Origin of the sequence: Nitrospira sp. (assembly GCA_016873435.1) — a bacterium.
Classification (GTDB): domain Bacteria; phylum Nitrospirota; class Nitrospiria; order Nitrospirales; family Nitrospiraceae; genus VGXF01.
Genome location: VGXF01000007.1, coordinates 25,338 through 46,032, shown reverse-complemented (window position 1 = coordinate 46,032; position 20,695 = coordinate 25,338). Strand labels below are relative to the sequence as shown.

At 61.4% G+C, this 20,695-nt stretch carries 17 protein-coding genes; 10 read left to right on the top strand and 7 right to left on the bottom strand.

The window, feature by feature from the left end; genetic code table 11:
* Nucleotides 1–30: 30 nt before the first annotated feature.
* The gene (locus tag FJ248_05825; protein ID MBM4120402.1) at nt 31–1,125 is read right to left on the bottom strand and encodes an aminoglycoside phosphotransferase; all 1,095 of its coding nucleotides are present in this window, start codon (nt 1,123–1,125) and stop codon (nt 31–33) included.
* A 60-nt stretch (nt 1,126–1,185) separates the two neighbouring features.
* Here FJ248_05825 and FJ248_05820 point away from each other — a divergent pair, with 60 nt between their 5' ends.
* The 10 genes from FJ248_05820 (at nt 1,186) to ilvD (ending at nt 11,056) form a co-directional block, all read left to right on the top strand.
* Nucleotides 1,186–3,426: a glycoside hydrolase gene (locus tag FJ248_05820; protein ID MBM4120401.1), complete on the top strand. Its 2,241-nt coding sequence runs from the start codon at nt 1,186–1,188 to the stop codon at nt 3,424–3,426.
* A gap of 82 nt (nt 3,427–3,508) precedes the next feature.
* A complete protein-coding gene (gene galT, locus FJ248_05815) occupies nt 3,509–4,513 on the top strand; it encodes a galactose-1-phosphate uridylyltransferase (GenBank protein MBM4120400.1) in 1,005 nt (334 codons plus the stop codon).
* A gap of 40 nt (nt 4,514–4,553) precedes the next feature.
* Nucleotides 4,554–4,748: a MoaD/ThiS family protein gene (locus tag FJ248_05810; GenBank protein ID MBM4120399.1), complete on the top strand. Its 195-nt coding sequence runs from the start codon at nt 4,554–4,556 to the stop codon at nt 4,746–4,748.
* A gap of 87 nt (nt 4,749–4,835) precedes the next feature.
* Complete coding sequence (locus tag FJ248_05805) at nt 4,836–5,792, top strand: adenine nucleotide alpha hydrolase family protein (GenBank protein MBM4120398.1); 957 nt, start codon at nt 4,836–4,838, stop codon at nt 5,790–5,792.
* Nucleotides 5,793–5,921: 129 nt separating this feature from the next.
* Nucleotides 5,922–6,908 (top strand): J domain-containing protein, encoded by a 987-nt coding sequence (locus tag FJ248_05800; GenBank protein MBM4120397.1) that lies wholly within the window; start codon nt 5,922–5,924, stop codon nt 6,906–6,908.
* A 2-nt stretch (nt 6,909–6,910) separates the two neighbouring features.
* Nucleotides 6,911–7,549, top strand: coding sequence for a MarC family protein (locus tag FJ248_05795; GenBank protein MBM4120396.1), 639 nt, complete (start codon nt 6,911–6,913; stop codon nt 7,547–7,549).
* Nucleotides 7,550–7,566: 17 nt separating this feature from the next.
* A complete protein-coding gene (locus FJ248_05790) occupies nt 7,567–8,133 on the top strand; it encodes a periplasmic heavy metal sensor (protein MBM4120395.1) in 567 nt (188 codons plus the stop codon).
* Nucleotides 8,134–8,520, top strand: a complete 387-nt coding sequence (locus tag FJ248_05785; protein MBM4120394.1) for a PepSY domain-containing protein — start codon at nt 8,134–8,136, stop codon at nt 8,518–8,520.
* 58 nt (nt 8,521–8,578) lie between these two features.
* Nucleotides 8,579–9,322: a hypothetical protein gene (locus FJ248_05780; protein MBM4120393.1), complete on the top strand. Its 744-nt coding sequence runs from the start codon at nt 8,579–8,581 to the stop codon at nt 9,320–9,322.
* Nucleotides 9,323–9,382: 60 nt separating this feature from the next.
* Complete coding sequence (ilvD, locus tag FJ248_05775; GenBank protein MBM4120392.1) at nt 9,383–11,056, top strand: dihydroxy-acid dehydratase; 1,674 nt, start codon at nt 9,383–9,385, stop codon at nt 11,054–11,056.
* 206 nt (nt 11,057–11,262) lie between these two features.
* Here ilvD and FJ248_05770 read toward each other — a convergent pair whose 3' ends face one another.
* The 6 genes from FJ248_05770 to FJ248_05745 form a co-directional block, all read right to left on the bottom strand.
* A complete protein-coding gene (locus tag FJ248_05770; protein ID MBM4120391.1) occupies nt 11,263–12,381 on the bottom strand; it encodes a DegT/DnrJ/EryC1/StrS family aminotransferase in 1,119 nt (372 codons plus the stop codon).
* Nucleotides 12,382–12,825: 444 nt separating this feature from the next.
* The gene (locus tag FJ248_05765; protein MBM4120390.1) at nt 12,826–14,766 is read right to left on the bottom strand and encodes a tetratricopeptide repeat protein; all 1,941 of its coding nucleotides are present in this window, start codon (nt 14,764–14,766) and stop codon (nt 12,826–12,828) included.
* 280 nt (nt 14,767–15,046) lie between these two features.
* Nucleotides 15,047–16,396 (bottom strand): replicative DNA helicase, encoded by a 1,350-nt coding sequence (gene dnaB, locus FJ248_05760; protein ID MBM4120389.1) that lies wholly within the window; start codon nt 16,394–16,396, stop codon nt 15,047–15,049.
* A 24-nt stretch (nt 16,397–16,420) separates the two neighbouring features.
* Complete coding sequence (gene hisZ / locus FJ248_05755; GenBank protein ID MBM4120388.1) at nt 16,421–17,716, bottom strand: ATP phosphoribosyltransferase regulatory subunit; 1,296 nt, start codon at nt 17,714–17,716, stop codon at nt 16,421–16,423.
* Nucleotides 17,717–17,770: 54 nt separating this feature from the next.
* Complete coding sequence (locus tag FJ248_05750) at nt 17,771–19,357, bottom strand: phosphoglycerate dehydrogenase (GenBank protein ID MBM4120387.1); 1,587 nt, start codon at nt 19,355–19,357, stop codon at nt 17,771–17,773.
* Nucleotides 19,358–19,388: 31 nt separating this feature from the next.
* Complete coding sequence (locus FJ248_05745) at nt 19,389–20,534, bottom strand: alanine--glyoxylate aminotransferase family protein (GenBank protein ID MBM4120386.1); 1,146 nt, start codon at nt 20,532–20,534, stop codon at nt 19,389–19,391.
* Between the last annotated feature and the right edge of the window lie 161 nt (nt 20,535–20,695).

The window sequence follows — 20,695 nt, the reverse complement described above, 5'->3', positions numbered from 1 at the left end:
TTTTTACCCCTAGCCTCCAGCCTCCGGCCCCTATCGAAGTTCGAGTACATACGGCGCCAGATGTTTTCGCAGCGGGAATAATTCCGGATACTTTGCCAGATTGCGGCGCACATAGCCGAGCACGCGCGGAATGTCGGCCAGGAATTTAGAATTCTTCTTCACGCGATCGATGTAAACAAACCGGCCCGCAGCCTTGAGGTTGCGCTGCAAGCTGGTGAGATCGAACACCCGCCGGAAGGCCATCCGGTCCCCCAGATCCATGCCCGCCTTCGCCATCCCGTCCAGATAGGCCGCGATCAATGCATCCACGAGCGATTCCTCCAGCACGATGTACGCGTCGCGCAGGAGCGAAGCTAGATCGTAGGCCGCCGGCCCCATCAGTGCATCCTGAAAATCAATGACGCCCAGACGGTCCCCCTCCACGATCAAGTTTCGGGAATGATAATCACGATGAGTAAACAGACGAGGCTGGCCAGCGATCAATTCGGCAATCTGTTGAAACACATCCCGGACCGGCTGGAAGTCATCCGCGCACATGGGCTTGCCATGACGCGCCCCCACGCCGTACTCGAGAAAATGGTCGAACTCCCACATGAGCAACGGCACATCGAACGCACGATGGAAAGCGATGCACTGATCATCAGCCGGCGATGTGGCTTTTGAATGGATCCGCACGAGCATGTCGATCGCGCGGCGGTAGTACCGCGCCGTGTCCGCGCTCCGCCCCTCGTCGCAGGCCTGCACCAGCAGCGCGTCGCCGAAATCCTCCAGATAAAGCAGGCCCGCCTCCTGGTCATAATAATGGAGCGTGGGCACCGTCACCCCGGCCTTCACCAGACGGCGGTGCACATTCAGAAAAGGCAGCTCCGTGACGGCGACAGCCCCGCTGACCGCCTCCTCCGACTGTTTGAAGGTCTCCGGCTCAGCCAGTTGCATCAAAATGACTGAACGATTTCCAGATAGCATCAGACGGAAGTAGCAACGGTTGGAGGCATCGCCCGGGAGTGCCACTAGATCGATCAGCGCCGCGCGAACGTGCAGGTGGGTTTCGACCGTGCGAGCCACGCGCGCACGATCGGGCGGAGCGAGCGCTATTTTGGGTTGAGCGGGATCGAGGGTCGCCATCGCGGGCGCATTATACGCAGGGCTATCCACCTTGTCACGGCGTTGCCGAAGCGCGCGTTGATGCCTGACAGGGCGCCAAGTTGCACGCCTGAAAACCCTGTGCAATACTTGCGTCAGATTGACGGGGATGCCATGAAAACCGCGCACCTTTGTTTTCTGTGGCACATGCACCAGCCCTATTACACCGATCCGGTGTGTGGGACTGCCAGCATGCCGTGGGTCCGGCTGCACGCCACCAAGGCCTACTACGACATGGCCTGGCAGATAGAGCGGTTCCCGTCCATCAAGGCCACTTTTAATTTCACGCCCTCGCTGCTGATCCAGCTGCAGGAACTGTCCTCAGGATCCGTTCGCGATCTGTTTCTGGAGCATACCGCCAAGACGGCCGCCGAGTTGACGGCTGCTGAACGCGCCTTCATCATCCGGCATTTTTTCTCTGCCAACTGGAGCACGATGGTCCGTCCGTATCCCCGCTACCACGAACTGTTGGTCAAACGCGGATTGGACGTGCGGCATCAGCCGCTCGACCAGATGGCCGCACAATTTTCGACGCAGGAACTACTCGATCTGCAAATGTGGCACAACCTAGCCTGGTTCGGCTTTGGCGCGGCGGCACATCACCCCCGCCTGAGCGAACTGTGCGCGAAGGACCGCGGCTTCACGGAAGACGAGAAGCAGGAAATGCTGGCGATCCAGCGTGAGGTCGTGTCATCCATTATTCCCTCTTACCGCCATCTTGCAAAAGCCGGCCGCATCGAACTCACGACGAGCCCCTTCTACCATCCCATTCTGCCCCTGCTCATCGATACCGATATCGCGCGGCGCGCGCGCCCGGAGGCGCACCTGCCACCGCGGTTTCAGGCGCCGGCCGATGCGGAGGCGCAGATCCGGAAGGCCGTCGCATTACATCGAGACCTGTTCGGCGCTGCACCAAAGGGCCTCTGGCCGTCGGAAGGTTCCGTCAGTCCCGAACTGCTGCCGCTCCTGCATCAAGCCGGCATTCACTGGGCCGCGACCGACGAGGGCGTACTGGCCCGCTCGCTCGGCCACTGGGACCGCACGGCCTCGCTTTATCGGCCCTACGATGCCGGACAGCCGGGTTCAGAAACGACGATCGTCTTCCGTGACCGGGAGATTTCCGACGCGTTCGGGTTCGTGTACGCAAAACTTGCCCCGGCGGCGGCGATAGAGGATGTCCTCCGACGCATACGCGACATCGTCGTGCATGCGCCGGGGGAGCAGGTGCTGATCCCCATCATTCTCGACGGCGAAAATCCCTGGGAACATTATCACGACGGCGGCGAGAAATTTCTCTCCGGCCTCTACGCCGCGCTCTCCTCACCAGCCGACACCATGACACCAGTCACCGCTACGATGAGCGAAGCGATTGCTGCGCATCCCCACCGGACACGCCTCGAACATCTCCACAGCGGCTCCTGGATCAATCAAGACTTCAAAGTCTGGATCGGCCACGCAGAGGACAACCGGGCCTGGGATTTGGTGAAGCTCACACGCACGCGCCTAGAGGAGGTCTCCGGCGCGCTATCCCCGGAACAGGCCCGCGGCGCTTGGGAGGAGCTCTACGCGGCTGAAGGCAGCGACTGGTGCTGGTGGTACGGTGACGATTTCGACACGGACTACAAGCCCGAGTTTGACCGCCTCTTCCGCATGCACCTGCGCAACGTCTATACGCGCGCCGGCCTGCCCGCGCCCACGCTCCTCAACGATCCGCTGATCGGCGTCCACGAGGTTCGTCCGTTCCAACTGCCAGTCACGCTGCTGACCCCGTCGCTGGACGGCCGTGTGTCGGACTTTTTCGAGTGGCACGGCGCGGGGACGATCGATCCGGCGCCCCCACTCGACGCCATGTGGAAGCCGCAACAATTTTTCTCAACCATTATGTTCGGCTTCAGTGTGGACGCGCTGTTCCTGCGCCTGGACCCTGGCGCCGCCTGTGCCAATGCAGCCACGCGAGTCGCCGTGGAACTGCATGTCGTCTCTGACTCGGGCCAGTACAAACTCTCGTTTCCCTGTACGTCCGCGCCAGACACCTTCACGCTCTCTAGTGCAGCCAATGGGCAGGCCTGGACCGACGTCGGTTGTTATGGCACGATCTGCCTGCGCGCGATTCTGGAGCTGGCCGTGGCGTTCAAGGACCTGCGCCTTTCGTCGGGCCAGGCCTTCAAATTGAGTGTGGCCGTCTTACAAGACGGCATCGAGGTGGAGCGCTACCCGCATCAGCAATCGGTACCGCTGACCGTGCCAGACGCCGATTTCGAGGCGACGGTTTGGCGCGTGTAACGCGCAAAGTTGAGTTGTGCATTGAAACAGTCCCCGTTTAATTCAACATTGAAAATTTATCCTTCAACATTTTCGGAAGGCCATGCCTGACCTGCGCCGGGACCCCATCGTCGGGCGGTGGGTCATCATCTCGACCGAGCGGGCCGGACGTCCGCGCGACTTTTATCCGGCCGAGCCGGCGCGCCAGCCGTCCACGGCGCGCTGCCCCTTTTGCCCTGGGCAGGAATCGCTGACGCCCAACGAAGTACTGGCCTACCGGCCGCAGGGCGGCACGGCGAACTCGCCCGGCTGGACGGTCCGCGTTGTCCCGAACAAATATCCGGCGCTGCAAGTGGAGGGCGAAATGGGCCGCGAGGGGATCGGGCTGTACGACCGAATGAACGGCGTCGGTGCGCACGAAGTCATCATTGAAACACCGGATCACAAGGACATGCTGGCTGACCTACCGGCCAAGCACATCACAGGCGTGCTCCGGGCCTACCGCGACCGGATGGCGGATCTCAAGCGCGACCTGCGCTTCCGCTACATCCTCGTCTTTAAAAATCACGGGGCCGCCGCGGGTGCGACGCTGGAACACACGCACTCTCAGCTGATCGCACTTCCCGTCATCCCGACCAGCGTGCTGACGGAACTCGACAGCTGTCGAGCGCACTACCAGCACAAGGAGCGCTGCATTTACTGTGACATCATTCGGCAGGAACTGTCCGACCGCGAGCGCATCGTGGCGGAGAATCCGGAGTTTGTCTGCGTGACGCCCTTTGCGTCGCGCTATCCCTTCGAGATGTGGATTCTCCCGAAACGCCACGCTGCCTACTTCGAAGAAAGCCAGGAAAGCCAGCTTGAGATGCTGGCGCTGATCCTCTCCGAGACGCTGCGACGCATGGACCGGGCAGTCCGGCGGCCGGCCTACAATTTCGTCCTACACACCTCCCCGCTGCACGAAAAGACTGGCGACTACTATCACTGGCACATCGAACTCATTCCCAAACTCACACCGGTGGCCGGCTTCCAGTCGGGCACCGATTTCTACATCAATCCGGTCACGCCGGAGGAAGCTGCAAAATTCCTGCGTGAAATAGACCTCTAGCCCCCTTGCCCCGTTCCGCATGCGGGCGTATCATCGTCCCATGCAAGTCAAGCTCAGTCATCCCGAACGATCGGTGACAATCAAGGGGCCCAAGCGGGTCAAGGATATGCTGCACGAGCTCAACCTTGTGCAGGAAGCCCATCTCGTCATCCGTGGCGACGATTTGGTGACCGAAGATGATATCCTGGCTGATGAGGACCGGGTGGAGATTCGACCGGTGATCTCAGGCGGGTGACACCGCGAAACGACGACGCATGAACGCTGACCGAACATCCGAACCGGCCGTTCAGTGGTCCGCCATCATCATTCTGCGTTGAGTAGTATGAATTGCACCAAATGTAAAACCAAGGCGGTTCTCGATCTTCCCCGGCACAATGCCGCCTTCTGCCCGCCCTGTTTTAACGCCTACGTCCACGATCAAGTACGCTACGCGATCAAGCATGACCGCATGTTCGGCAAGGGCGACCGCATTCTCGTCGCTGTGTCAGGTGGCAAGGATAGCCTGGCCCTCTGGGACATTTTGCTGAAACTCGGCTACACGGCTGACGCGCTCTACGTCGACCTTGGCATTCCCGGCTATTCGACGATATCAAAACAAAAGGTGGAGCGCTTTGCCGAGACCGTGGCCGCCCCACACGGATCGAAACTGCTGGTCCATACGGTGCAGGCAACAGAGGGCGCAGGCATCAAGGAACTCTCGCAACTTGTCCACCGCCCGACCTGCGCCACGTGTGGAACGATCAAGCGCTACCACTTCAACAAGACGGCAGTGGAGCAGGACTACGATGTCATGGCGACCGGCCACAATCTGGACGACGAGGCGGCCCGCCTGCTGGGCAACGTCCTGCACTGGCAGGCGGAGTATCTGGACAAGCAGTCGCCCAGCCTGCCGGCCTCGCTCGAAGGCTTCGCGAAAAAAGTGAAGCCGCTCTACCGGATCGCCGAACGTGAAGCGGCCGCCTACGCCGTACTCAACCGGATTGATTACATCGTCGAGGAATGTCCCATGGCCAAAGGGTCCTCGATGCTGCTTTATAAGGAGGCACTCAACCGCCTCGAAACCGAATCCCCTGGCACTAAACACCGGTTCTTTCTCGGTTTCCTCGACCGATCTGCCCTAAGCCGTGTCGAAGGGCAGACTACGGCCGCGCCCTCCGCCGATTTCATAGCTGACAAGGATCGTGCGTCGCTTCATCCCTGCACCACGTGCGGCCAGCCGACCACCGGTCTCATCTGCTCCTATTGCAAAATGATGGTTCGCGCGAAAGTGAGTCAATAGTTGATAGCCCGGCGAGGCCTGCCCACCCTAGGCCGGCTATGTACGACTTACTTGTAGCTGCCCGCTAGCCCCTTCTTGCAAAGCCCTTCCTGACGCCGTAAGCTTCAAGTACGATTAGGTGGAGAACCGATGCCAACGACGCAACGTGACTACTACCACATCCTAGGCGTGCCGCGCACTGCCACGCCCGACGACATTAAAAAGGCCTATCGCAAGCTGGCCCGCCAGTACCATCCCGACCTCCATACCGGCAACCGCAAGGTCGAGATGGAAAAGAAGTTTAAGGAACTGAATGAGGCGCACGAGGTCATCGGCGATCCCAAAACCAGGAAAAAGTACGACCGCTACGGACATCGCTGGCAGGACGTCGGGGCCTACGAAAAGGCCCACCAGCAGACCGGCGCCGGAGCGGGATATGGCGGTGGCTGGCAGCAACGGGGGGGCTTCACGGCCGACCAGGGTTTTGAATTCGGCGACGTCTTTGCAAATCTATTCGGCGGGCGTGGCGGCGCGGGATTCCGCCAGACCGCCACGGCGGGCCAGGACCTGGAAACCGAGGCAAAGCTGACGCTGCGCGAGGTGCTCACGGGCGTGACCCACCGCGTGGAGGTCACGGACCCCAGCGGCCCAAACGGCCGCATGGAATCAAAGATTATCGATGTCAAAATCCCGGCCGGTGTGCAGGACGCCATGCGCGTGCGCGTACCGGGCAAGGGCGCGGCCGGACGCGGCGGCGGCAAGGACGGCGATCTCTACCTGCGCGTGCAGATTGTGCCGGACCCGGTGTTCAAACGCGAGGGCGCCGATCTCTACGTCACCCTCCCCGTCTGGCCCTGGGAAGCGGCGCTGGGCGCAGAAGTGCTGGCGCCGACGCTGGCCGATCCGGTGCGCGTGAAAGTCCCACCCGGCAGCCGCGCCGACAGCAAGCTGCGGCTCAAGGGCAAGGGCCTGCCGACGGCCTCCGGGGGCAAAGGCGATCTGTTCTTCACCGTGCAGATCGTGATGCCGGCTGATCTCTCCGATGAGGAACGCGGACTCTACGAGCGGTTGAGGAAGGTGGCGCGTCCCGATCCGCGCCACGCCCTGCTGCGCACCGCCGGACAGGTGCAATCATGACGATGTCGCACACGGAATATGCCCTGTTCTCGTTCGGATCGCTGTTTTTGATTGTCGACTCGATCGCTGCCGTGCCGGCATTTCTCTCCATGACGGCGCAGGACACCGTAACCCAGCGGCTGCGCATGGCGCAGGTTGCTTGCGCGGCCACCATCGGCATTCTCACCCTGTTCGCCTTGATCGGACAGGGGCTCTTCCGCGCGCTGGGCGTCTCGCTTCCCGCCCTTCAGGCAGCCGGTGGATTGGTCCTGCTCCTGGTTGCGCTAGATATGCTGCGCGCGCAGCGCTCCGCCGTGCAGGAAACGGCGGAGGAGACCGCGGCCGGCGCGTGCAAGGACGACATCGCCATCACGCCGCTAGCCATTCCCATGATGGCTGGCCCCGGCGCGATTTCAGCGGTGATACTGCTGGAATCGCAGGCACCCGACTGGACCTATCGCGGCGTGCTGCTGGCCTGCGTGTTCGCCGTCGGGCTGCTCAGCTACGCAACCTTTGCTGTTGCCGCGAAGGGCGCGTCCTCCTGGCTGAACCCGATCGCGGAGCGGATCGTCACGCGGTTGATGGGACTGTTGCTGGCGGCGCTGGCAATTCAGTTTATTTTTAATGCCCTGAAATCAGAAGGCGGATTACTGGGGAGGTAAGAGAAAGGAGCGGGCTTATGACACGATGGATCGGTTGTGCGATGCTGGCCCTGGCCCTGACGGCCGCGCCGGCGTGGGCGAACGAGCCGGGGGGACTGAAAGAGCACGGCAAGGGCTACGGCGGCGGGCACGGCGAAGGAATGACGGGTCGGCACGGAGGGCCGGGCCATTTTCTCCGCCATCTGCTGATGCACCAAAAGGAGATCGGCCTGTCGGAGGACCAGGTCAACAAGATCAAGACTCTCCAGCTCGAGATGGACAAGACGCGCATCCGCACTGAGGCTGAAATGGAGATCGCGCAACGCGAGATGCACGAACTGGCTCATGATGAGAAAGCAGACCTGGCCGCGATCGAGGCGAAGCTCCGGAAGGGGGCCGATCTTGAAGTCAGCCTCCACCTCTCAGCCATCAAGGCGCGCCGGGAGGCCATGGCGCTGCTCACGCCAGAGCAGCGGGACAAGGAAAAAGCTGAGCACGAAAAAATGATGAAGATGCGCAGTGAGCGTCGCAAGGACGGGGGCCACCGCGGGGGCATGATACCGGGGGGAGCCGGTCATGGCCAAGAACAGATGCCCGTGCACTAAATGATCGCCTCATTACGGAAGGAAACCGCCATGCATACATCCAGACTGTACGTGACCATGTTTACCGTGCTAATCGGTTCCAGTCTCCTCCTCGCCGGACCGGCTTGGAGCGACAAGAAGGGCAAGAGCGAAGAGGAAGGCAACGTCGCCGACATGGTCAAGGGTGCCACGGTCACGGCGGATCAGGCTATCAGAACCGCGACGGAAAAGGTGCCGGGCACGGTCGTCGAAGTCGAATTGGAAAAGAAGCACGACAAGACAATCTGGGAGGTGGAGGTTGTCGGCGCGGACGGCAAAATCTCGGAAGTCCATATCGATGCCGCTACCGGAGCCGTAATCGACGTCGAAGCCAAGAAGGACGAGAAGAAGAGCAAAGGCAAGAAGTAACGCCGCGAGGACACCACGACGCTCTCCGGCGGTTCTGTCGGAGAGCGTCGTTATTTCTATGGCCATCCAGCTATTCACCGCCAGGACCGTCGCCATCAGGAACCTGACGCACGACGTTCGCGAAATCAGTCTGCGCCTCCTGGAGCCGAAGGAGATGCCGTTCAAGGCGGGGCAGTTCGTCTCCTTCAACGTGCCGAATCCCGTGACCGGCCGGGCGGTGACGCGCCCCTACTCCATTGCCTCCCCGCCTTCTAGACGCGACACCATGACCCTGGTGCTCAATCAAGTTACGAGCGGACCCGGCACAACCTATTTATTCAGCCTCACGGACGGCGACGAGACACAGTTTAAGGGCCCGGCTGGAAATTTCTATCTGCGGGATGATCCGTCAAAGGATCTCCTATTCGTCGCCACCGGCACCGGCATCGCGCCAGTCTGGTCCATGCTGCACGACTGTCTCGAACGGGGTTTTGAGCGAACGATCACGCTGCTGTGGGGCCTGCGAAGCCAGCGGGATCTCTATTATCAGGATGCGCTGGCCGGTCTGGCTGCCCAGCACCAGAACTTTTCGTTTGTCACCACCCTCTCACAGCCCGAGCCTGGTTGGACCGGAGCCACCGGCCGCGTAACGAAGCTGGTTGCGGAAAAGGTGACTACCGTTGCAACTCTGGCCGTGTACCTGTGCGGGAACAGCGGCATGATTACTGAGGTGGCAGCACTGATCAATGCGAAGGGCCTCTGCCCGATCTACCAAGAAAAGTATTATGATGATGCGCTGGTGCCGCCTGCCGAGTCCCGTTGACCGTTTTGCTCCGTCTATGAGAAAGTGCACCCCTCAAAGTTCCAGGAGTAAGGAGCCCTCATGACGAACGATCCACGCTGCAAGAGTCACGAGTTGCTGGACGGCCCCGGTCGGGCTCCCGCCCGCGCTATGCTGAAAGCCGTCGGATTTACCGACGCCGACCTTTCCAAGCCGCTGGTCGGTGTTGCCAACACCTGGATTGAGGTCATGCCCTGCAACTATCACCTGCGCCGCCTCTCAGAACGGGTCAAGGCCGGCATCCGCGCGGCAGGCGGCACGCCGATCGAATACAACACGATCGCGGTGTCGGACGGTATCTCCATGGGTACGGAGGGCATGAAAGCGTCGCTCATTAGCCGCGAGGTGATCGCCGATTCGATCGAATTGGTCGCACGTGGCCATTTGTTCGACGCCGTCATAGCCCTCTCCGGCTGCGACAAGACAATCCCCGGCACCGTCATGGCCCTGGCACGGCTCAACCTGCCGTCGCTCATGCTCTACGGCGGCTCCATCATGCCTGGAAAATTTCAGGGCCATGACGTCACGATCCAAGACGTCTTCGAAGCGGTCGGCAAGCACGCGTCGGGAAAGATGACCGACGTGGAATTGAAAGATCTAGAAGACCATGCCTGTCCAGGCCCCGGCGCCTGCGGCGGCCAGTTCACGGCCAACACAATGGCCATCGCCTTCGAATTCCTCGGCATCTCGCCGATGGGCATGAATGGCGTCCCGGCCATGGACTCGCACAAGGACGATGTCGCGTTCCGGTGTGGGCAAATGGTGATGGAGCTTGTGAAAAAAGACCTCCGCCCGCGCCAGATCATCACGCGCAAGGCGCTTGAAAATGCCATCGCCGCTGTGGCCACGACAGGTGGCTCTACGAACGCGGTGCTCCATCTACTAGCCATCGCCAAGGAAACCGGCGTACGGCTGACGATCGACGACTTCGACAAGATCAACCGGAAAGTCCCGCTCCTGGCCGATCTCAAGCCAGGAGGCCGCTTCATGGCAGCGGATCTCTACGCTGCCGGCGGTACGACACTTGTAGCCAAGCGGCTGAAGGACGCTGGGATTCTGCATGCCGGCCAGCCGACCGTGACCGGACGAACAATCGGTGAGGAAGCGGATCGGGCGGCTGAGAAACCCGACCAGCAGGTCTTGCGGCTGCTGTCCAATCCGATCAAGCCTACCGGCGGCCTGGTTATTCTGAAAGGCAATCTGGCTCCCGAGGGCTGCGTCGTGAAGGTGGCAGGCCACTCCATGATGAGGTTCACCGGACCGGCGAAGGTCTTCGACCGTGAGGAAGATGCCTTCGCGGCTGTCAAGGCCCGGCAGATCAAGGCGGGTGACGTGGTCGTGATCCGCTACGAAGGCCCGTCAGGCGGCCCGGGGATGCGCGAAATGCTTGGCGTGACGGCGGCAATCGTGGGCGAGGGGCTTGGCGATTCGGTGGCGTTATTGACGGACGGGCGTTTCTCGGGCGCCACGCACGGCCTGATGGCCGGCCACGTCACGCCCGAAGCGGTCCGTGGCGGCCCCATCGCAGCCGTGAAAAACGGCGACACGATCACCTTCGACATCGCTAGGCGGCGGCTGGACGTGAAACTCTCCACGGCCGAGATCAAGGCACGACTCAAGAAGGTCAAGCAGCCGGTAGCGCGTTATAAATCTGGCGTGATGGCCAAGTATGCCCGGCATGTGTCCTCCGCCTCCGAAGGCGCGGTGACTAGCTAAAGAGAAACGGGGCTGGCCTGCACAGGCCTGCCCCGTTCATCGTCTCCCTTGACAACCAACCGCCATCATACGATCCCCTTCGGCACGGCAAAGACATCGCTCCTGCTGTCTTGATAGAGCAGGCGCAGAGTCGGGGGCAGGGATTACAGACGTCGGTCGTACTCGGACGTGTTCATCAGGCGGTCCGGCCGGAGGCCGGCCGATCCTCAGTGGTGCCGGTAAAAGGCCGCGATCGTCTGGACAACGTAGGTCTGCTGTTCGGCGGTCAGCTCGGCGTAGATAGGCAGCGAGAGTACCTCTTCGGAGGCGCGCTCGGAGACGGGGAAATCGCCCTTCATGTGTCCGAGGTTCTTGTAGCAATTCTGGAGGTGCATCGGGATGGGGTAATAGACCTCGCTGCCGATCCCCTGCTCCTTCAAATAATCTCTGAGTGCGTCTCGCTTCCGGGCACGGATTGTGAACTGATTGAAGACATGATGGTTGCCCGGCGTTGTCGCCGGTAGCGTGACATGGTCGGCCAGCTTTGCCTCCTTGAATAACCACTCATAGCGCACCGCGTTGGCCCGTCGACCCTCCGCCCACGCGTCGAGATGGTTGAGCTTGACTAGCAAAATTGCCGCCTGGAGCGCATCCAGCCGGCTGTTGAAGCCGATCTGGTCGTGTACATATTTCGCCTTGCTCCCGTGTACGCGCAAGCTAGCCAGCGAGTCGGCCAGCGCCTTATCGTCGGTCGTGACCATACCGCCGTCGCCGAACCCGCCCAGGTTTTTTGATGGAAAGAAACTGAAGCACCCCATCGCCCCCAGCACGCCGGCCTTTGTGCCATGCCGCGCGGCGCCGATGGCCTGGGCCGCATCCTCGATGACCGGAATGGTTTTCTTCCTGGCGATGGCAGTGATCGCTTCCATCTCGGCACACTGGCCGAACAAATGGACCGGAATGATGGCCTTGGTTTTGGCTGTGATCTTTTTTTCGATCTGCGCGGGATCGATGTTGAAAGAGTCCGCCTTGATATCCACCAGCACGGGCTTTGCACCCAGGCGTGAGATCGAGCCGGTGGTGGCAAAAAACGTGAACGGGACTGTAATGACCTCGTCGCCATGGCCGACGCCGACCGCCATCAGGGCCAGGAGAATCGCGTCCGTGCCGGAGGCGCAGCCGACGGCGTGTGCGCTGCCGACATAGTGCGCGATGGCCCGCTCGAGCTCCAAGACGCGCGGGCCGAGGATGAACCCCTGCTCATCGCAGACGGCCTCGATGGCCGTCATGATCTCGGACTTGGTTGTCCGATATTGCGCCTTGAGGTCGAGTAAGGGAACGTGCATGCCTGCGCTCCGACAACCGCTGGGTTGATGTATCACAGCCTCGGGCCGTGCTCAAGAAATACGCGGTTTCATTCGATACCGCTGAACCCAGAAGCCCCACCGCTTCTGAATGAGCTGGGTTCAGACACCGACATCAGCGCGCATCCGCTCATACTGCGCAATGCTGAAACCTAAGTTTGACGACGAGCGTGCCGATATCCCCGCGGCCAACGCCATCGCCGCAGCACCCATCGCAAACACAAATAGCGCGGCCAGTTTGCCCCGCTGGCGGACCGCGTCCTATGGACGTGTCGCGTCGGATCCCATGGTCATTGCGGTCTTGAGGAAACAAGCCTCGGGATCTTCGTGGAATCCCTAGAGCACCACCACATGGTTCGTTGTGTCCTGGACCGCCTTCGTGGCTAGAAAACTGGACAGAGCATCATCGCATCCCACGAATCGCCGCTAATGGGAAAGCGAGGGGGCAGTCGGTTTCTGAGGCACTCGCTGCTTAGCCTGCCGCACTCGATCTTCCTGCGTCGGATCGCCCAGCCCCCGCTCACGGAAGCGCTCGATCAGTTTTGAATTGGACGGGTCCAGCTCCAGCGAGCGCAACCAGGCTTCCCGCGCTTGACTCACCTGATTTTGCCGGTGATAGATCTCGCCCAGATGCTCGAAGAGTACCGGGTCATCTCCAACCAGCTCGATCGCGCGGCGGATTTCAGCCAAGGCCTCTTTCAACAGACCGTTCTTAAACAAGGCCCAGCCGAGGCTGTCGACATAGTAGCCGTTGGTGGGCTTCAAGGCTACGGCGCGCTTGGTCAGCGAGAGCGCCTCCTCAATCCTCACGTCCCGCTCAGCATAGCTGTACCCAAGATAGTTCAACGCGTCTGCATGCGCAGCGTCCAATTGCAGAGCCCGTTCCATGGCCCGCACGACGTCGTCGAACTGGTTCAGCTTGTCGTAGGCCGTTCCAAGATTGAAATAGAGATCGGCGCTACCCGGATTGTGCAGGATGCCCGTCTCGAATACCTCCACCGCCCTGGCATGCTGCTCCATCTGCAAGTGGGTCAGCCCCAGGAGAATGTGCCCGTCGGCCCCCTGTGGATTGAGCCCCGTCACCGAGACGAAATGCGGGACTGCTTCGGCATACCGTTTCTGTCGGTAGAACAGATACCCCATATGCATGTGCCCGTCCGTGTAATTGGGCTGGAGCGTAAGATTTTGTTGATAGGCCTGCAGCGCCTTATCATATTCCTTCATCTCCTCGTACATCAGGCCGAGGTAATCACGGATTTTGAGCTCGGCCGGCCGCGCTGCCAACAGCGCCGTCAACTGCTGAACGGCTTTCGGGTACTCCTGCATCTCGCGGTAGACCAGACCGATGCGCAGTTGCGCTTCCAAATCCTCCGGATCGTCCTGCAACATGCGGTTCAGTTCGCTCAGCGCCTCCTGGTAGGCCTTGCCGGTGATATACACCCGAATCAGATTGCGGCGCATGTCCCGGCTGTGCGGATTGATCTTTTGCAGATAGCGCTGGTACACCTCGATGGCCTTGCCCTGCATCTGCTGCGTTTCGTGAACGGACGCCAGCGCTAGATAGGCGGGCTCGAACGACGGATTGATTTCGATCGCTCGCTCGTAACTGGCAACTGCCTGCTCCCATCGCTTCGACTCAGCGTAGACCCGACCCAGAGAGTAATGGCCGACCGGCGACTGCTTGTTCCGCTCGACGCCCTGCTGCAGAACCTGCTCGGCCTCGTCGAGGCGCTGCGCGTTGACGAGCAGAAGCCCCTTCAAAAAATAGGGTTCGCTGTCGGCCGGAGTGCGCTCGATCACCTGTCCGTAGAGGGCCAGCGCCTTGTCCGTCTGCCCGGCCGAGGCATAGATGCCCGCCATCTGCGACAGGACGGCGGCCTCCGGGGGGTCGGCCTCGACCACGCGGTCGGCGAAACGGACCGCGCTGGCCGGCTCGCCGGCTGAAAAATACAGGAGTGCCAGCCGAGTCTTGAGCTGGATCGACGACGAGTCGGCCCGCAAAGCCAGCAGATATTCCCGGATCGCCCGTTCCGTATCCTGTGTGAGTTCGGCCTGATAGCCCAGGATAAAATGGTAATAGGCACGGGGGTCTGCGGCACGGGCCTCGACCACTGGCTGCGCCGCAGCGTGTGTGGAAATGACCGGCGCGGAAACCTCGGCCGATCTAGACGGCAGCAGCCCGGTACACCCGATTGGCAGGGCTCCCAGCGCCAGCATCGCCGCAGCGAATCTCGGCCATCCGGTCCGGAGTGATCGGGGCACCGGGGACATGACACCACTGACGTCGCATGGCCGGCTCACGATCGGAACTCCCTTGACTACTGGTAATTGGTGGTGACGTCGAAGGAGGTTGTGTAGATACAACATTATACGGAGGACGCTGAAAAGGTGTCAAACCGCACGAAGGGCTCGTGCGTACGTGTGAGACGGGTAGTGGCATACGACCGCTCCGCACGATCGCCCCGCGCAGCGTGCCCCCCAGAGACCTGCGCAGACCAACGGTCCGGTGAGGGAACCCGGGGCACTGAGTGCACGCCCTGGTGGGCGATACATGAATTGCCCCCGTGGTACGCGGCGGCGATGCTGCTCTGGTCTTTAGGGATAAGCAGGACCGCCACAAGGCCCGCAAGCTGCGGCGGGGGCTCGCTCACACCGATTCGTGCTTGGAGAGGTCGCCAAAACAGGCGAATTTTTCTAGGAAGACCAGTTTACGGATACCCGTTGGCCCGTTGCGGTGCTTGCTGACGAGAATTTCGGCAATGCCCTTATCCTCGGTGTCAGGATGGTAGACCTCGTCCCGGTAAATGAACATGACCACGTCGGCGTCCTGCTCGATGGCACCCGACTCGCGCAGATCGGCCAACATGGGGCGCTTGTCCGTCCGCGCTTCGACCGCCCGGCTCAACTGCGAGAGCGCCAGCACCGGCACGTTGAGCTCCTTAGCCAGAGCCTTGAGCGAGCGCGAGATGTCTGAGATTTCCTGCTGCCGGGACTCGGCATCGCTTTTCCCCTGCACCAGCTGCAGATAGTCCACGATCAATAAATCCAGCCCGTGCTCGGCCTTCAGCCGGCGCGCCTTCCCCCGCATCTGCTGGACCGTCATGGCGCCCGTGTCATCGATAAAAATCTTCGCGCTTTCGAGCCGGCTCGCAGCCTCCGAAAGATCCCCCCAGTCTTTTTGGGTGAGCTTGCCGATACGCAGAAGGTGCGAGTCGACGTGCGCCTCCGAGCTCAGCATACGCAGCACAAGCTGCGCCTTAGACATTTCGAGACTGAACACGCCGACGGTTTTTCTGCTTTTCAACGCCGCGTACTGCGCCATGCCCAACGCAAGGCTCGTCTTGCCCATGCTGGGTCGGCCCGCAATCACGACTAGATCGGAGGGCTGCAGGCCAGCTGTTAGGTCGTCCAACTCCTCGAATCCGGTAGGCACGCCCGTGATGCGCTCGCTGCGCTGGAAGAGCGTGTTGACGAACTCGAGGCTCTCCATGATCGCATGCTTGAGTTCCGTGAACGATCGACCCAGCTTGCCCTGCGCCAGGCTGAAGACGGAACGCTCGGCGTAGTCCACCAGCTCGTCCACCGAGCCTGCGTTATCGTAGCCTCGCGTGATCACCTCCGTCGCCGTGCCGATCAGACCGCGCAACAGCGCCTTGTCCCGGACGATCTTGCAATGGTATTTGACGTTGGCCGCCGTCGGCACGACCTGCACCAATTCAGCGAGATAGGCCGACCCGCCGACCGATTCCAGCGCGCCCTTCCGCTTGAGATGCTCGGTCATCGTGATCTGATCGATCGCCTCGCCGTGCTCGGAGAGATCGAGCATGGCCAGGTAAATCTTTCGATGAGCGGTCTTGTAGAAATCCTCCTCGGTGAGGAGTTCCATCGCCTTGCTCATCGCGCCGTTTTCGAGCAAAATGGCGCCGAGGACCGATTGCTCGGCCTCGAGGCTCTGCGGCGGCAGGCGTGGATCGGAGAGATCGGGCGGAGGCGTCATGAATGCACGGTCCTTGTCAACGCATCACAACAGAGCAGACAGGTCCTTGATCAATATCTTCTTGCGGCCTGTGCTGGACGGTGCAGTGAGCACCAGCGCCTGGTCGGCACCGAGCGAGGAGAGCCCGACCACTGCCGTGACCGACGCGCGGAGCGTGCAGCCCTCCTGCGCGGCGCGGCGAAGCCCTTCTTCGCCGGCCTTCTCCAGCGTGCCCTGGACGACGCCGTAGCCAGCGCCGCGCAGCGTCTGCGCGGCGCGGAAGAGCCGGTTGCCGGCCTGCTCGGGGGCGGACAGGAAAAAATCTGTTGCCGGTTTTGTGAAACTGTTGCCGCCCGCCTCCATAGCCTGGAACAGCCGGTCCATATCGAATGCGAACCCGGTGGACGGCAGATCGCGGCCGAAACGGCCGACGAGATGGTTATACCGCCCACCCCCGCCCAGCTCGCAGCCGAGCCCCTTGGCAAAAACCTCGAATACCACGCCGTCGTAATAGTCAAACCCGCGGAACTCGCCGAGGTCGATCAGCAATTGGTCCTTTAGTCCGGAAGCCGTGAATAACCGATAGACCTCGGCCAGTCGGTCGAGCGGCGCACGGAGCGCGCGGTCACGTCCGGCCAGTTTGCGGCCCCGTTCCAGCACATCAATCCCACCGTAGAGCCCCGGCGTCTCGAGAATCGCGCGCATCAGCGTGCGCGAGACGGCCTCCTCCGCACAAATCTCCTCAAGACGGGGCAGGTCCTTGCGCGCGGCCGCCTGCTCCGCGCGCTTTTGCCCCTCAGCAGACAGGCCGGACTTGGCCAGCAGGGTTTTGAAAAAGCCGACGTGGCCCAGCGAGACGGTGAACGAGGTCAGTCCGATCTGCGCCAGGCAGCTACCCATCAACGCAATGATCTCAGCATCCGCGCTGACACCGTCCACACCGATCAATTCAGCGCCGACCTGAAAAATCTCGCGCTCGCGGCCGGCATGTTCCGGCGCGTGGCGGAAGACGGTCGTCCGGTAGCAGAGCCGGTGCCGCGCGGCGGATCCGGCCATACCCATCGCGACCATACGGGCAATCTGCGCGGTGACATCTGGGCGCAGCAAGAGCATCCGGCCCGTCGCACGATCCGCAAACTTGTAGCATTGTTCGATAACATCTGGCTCGAGCCCTGGCGACAGCACGTCGAGGTACTCGAACGTGGGCGGAATGATTTCCTGATAGCCCCACCGCGTCAGCGTCCCCAGCAGCGCGGTCTCGAGTTGACGGACGCGCTGCGCGGCATGAGGCAAAATGGTCGCCATGCCCGACGGTACAAGCGACCGCTCGTGTTTCTTCATGGAGTCCCCGTTAATCTCTGGAACGCCCGGGATGCCGGACGGCGTGGATGCGCGTCAGCGCGACAGACTCACCAGTGTGACGGAGAGAATGTGCTTCGCCCGCTTGATCTCTTCCAGCACCTTGAGCGGCAGCGGCGCGTCCAATCCAAGAATCAACAGCGCGTTGCCGCCACGCTCCGCGCGGGCGCACTGCATCCGGGCGATGTTGACGTTATGGTCACCGAGCGCCTGACCCACCGCACCGATCACGCCGGGCTTGTCCTCGTTGAGGATCAGCATCATGTGCCCTTCCGGCACCACCTCGACCTGGAAATCGTCGAGTTCGATGATCCGGGACTCCTTCCGGTTATGCAGCGTACCGGCCAGCCGGTGGATCTTCTTCCCGGCCTCGACGCGCACGCGAATGACGCTAGTGAAATCCCCCGCATCGCCGCTTTTGACTTCCTTGACTTCGATGCCGCGCTCCTTTGCGATCACGGGTGCGTTCACGAAATTGACCGCGTCCTCCAGAATTGGCGTCAGCAGTCCCTTCAGCACGGCGATGGTCAGCGGAGCGGATGAGAGACTCGCCACCTCGCCGCAATATTCGATCGTCACCCGTTCGAGCCCGCCCTCGTAGAGCTGCGACTGGAGCATGCCGATCTTTTCGGCCAGCGTCAGGTACGGCTGCAGCTTCGGCAGCAGGTCCGGCGGCACAGAGGGGATATTCACCGCACCGCGCGCGATACCGCGCGTGAAATAGTCCACAACCTGCTCAGCGATACCGACCGCCACATTCTCCTGCGCCTCGCTCGTCTGGGCGCCAATGTGTGGCGTGCAAATAAAATTGTCCAGCGCCAGCAACGGATTGTCCGCCTTAACCGGCTCTTCCTCGAAGACGTCGAAGGCCGCGGCCGCGACTTTTTTCGACTTCAGCCCCTCAGCAAGATCCGCTTCGTTGACGATGCCACCGCGCGCGCAGTTGACGATCACCACGCCCTGTTTCATCGTCTCGATGACCTTGGCATTGATCAATGATTTTGTCTCGGCCGTCAGCGGCGTGTGCACGGAGACGATGTCGGCCCTCCGGAACAGTTCTGGCAGATCCACCAATGAGACGCCCATCTTCTCGGCCCGCTCCGGCGCCAGATAGGGATCGTAGGCGATCACGTTCATCGAGGCCCCCTGCGCGAGCTTTGAGAGATACCCGCCGATCTGGCCGATTCCTACGATGCCGAGCGTCTTGTTGTAGAGCTCGATGCCCATGAACTTGTCCTTCTCCCACTTGGCCTGCTTCACGGATGCCGTCGCCTGCGGAATCTTCCGGCAGGCGGAGAAAATCATCGCCATCGTGTGTTCGGCCGTCGTCACCGTGTTGCCACCCGGCGTGTTCATCACGACGATGCCGCGCTTGGTTGCCGCCTGGGAGTCCACGTTGTCGAGACCTGATCCGGCCCGTCCGACCACTTTCAGCTTGTCGGCCGCTGCGATCACCTCTGCCGTGACCTTCGTGCCCGAGCGCACGATCAACCCATCGTACTGCTTGATCTCCTTCAGCAGTTCCTCCTTCGGCATCTTGGTCTTCACGTCCACCGTGAAACCGGCTTTCTCCAAAATAGCCACGCCCTGTTTGGAGAGACTGTCGCTGACAAGAATCTTCATATTCTTAGCGCTGTTCATCTTTCCTGCCCCGTTACTTCTGCGCCATCAAAATTTCCTGCGCCCGGCCGACGCCGCTACCCAGCTTGACCGGATGGCCGAGTCCCTTGAGCACCATTTCGGTTGCCGCCAGCGCCGCAATCACATCGAACCGGTCCGCGTAGCCCATATGAGAGAGGCGGAAGATCTTTCCCTTGAGATGATCCTGTCCGCCGGCTGCCGTCATCCCGTACTGCACACGCAGATTCTTGTAGATCGCCTGCCCGTCAACGCCCTCCGGCGCACAGACTGCCGTGAGCGCGTCACTCGGCGATTGCTTCGGAAACAACTTCAGTCCGGCCGCCTGGAGGCCCTCGCGCGTCGCCTGGGCCAGCGTCCCTTGCCGCGCGAACATCTTGTCCAATCCTTCGGCCTTCATGATCCTGAAGACTTCCTGCAGACCGATGATCAGCGACACCGCGGGGGTAAAGGCTGTCTGGTTCTTAGCCTGGTTTTCACGTTCCTTCTTGAAATTAAAATAGAACGCTGCGTTCTTCGCCTTCTCGGCCAGCCGCCACGCCTTCTCGCTCACGCTCACGAAGGCCATGCCGGGCGGCAGCATTAGCGCCTTCTGCGAACCGGTAATCACCACATCCAGCCCCCAAACGTCCGTCTTAATGTCGAACACGCCAAGCGCCGTGATTGCGTCCACCACCAGAATCGTGTCAGCGCAGCCCTTGACGATCTCGCCCAGCGCCTTCACATCGTGCGACACGCCAGTGGACGTTTCACTCGCCTGCACGTAGACCGCTTTAATGGACGGATCCTTCTTGAGCGCGTCAGCGACCTGTTGCGGATCGACCGCGTGGCCCCACTCGACTTTGATCTCCGTAGCCTGTACGCCAAACGTCTTGCACAGCTTGCCCCAGCGCTCGCCGAACTTGCCGCCGTTGACACACAGCGCCTTGTCGCCGCACGACAAAAAGTTGGACACTGAGCCTTCCATCCCGCCGGTGCCGGAGGAGGCCAGCATCAGCACGTCGTTCCGGGTCTGGAAGAGCCACTTGAGCCCCTCCCGCACCTCGGCGAAAATCGGGTCGAACTCGGGAGCGCGGTGGTGAATGATGGGCCGCGCCATGGCCAGCAGTACCTCTGGAGGCACGGGTGTTGGCCCTGGAGCCAGCAAATACCGTTTCAGCATGAATGGTCCCCTCAGTAAATTCCAGATCGTGTTCGACCGGCAGGAAGAAGGTCACGCTACCACAGGCGTCCGGGAAGGGTCAAGGCAACCGGAGGCCGATTTTCGCGTGCAATCACCGGTACCGCGCGGTTTGGACTCCCAGATTGTCTTGACAAGTTTTC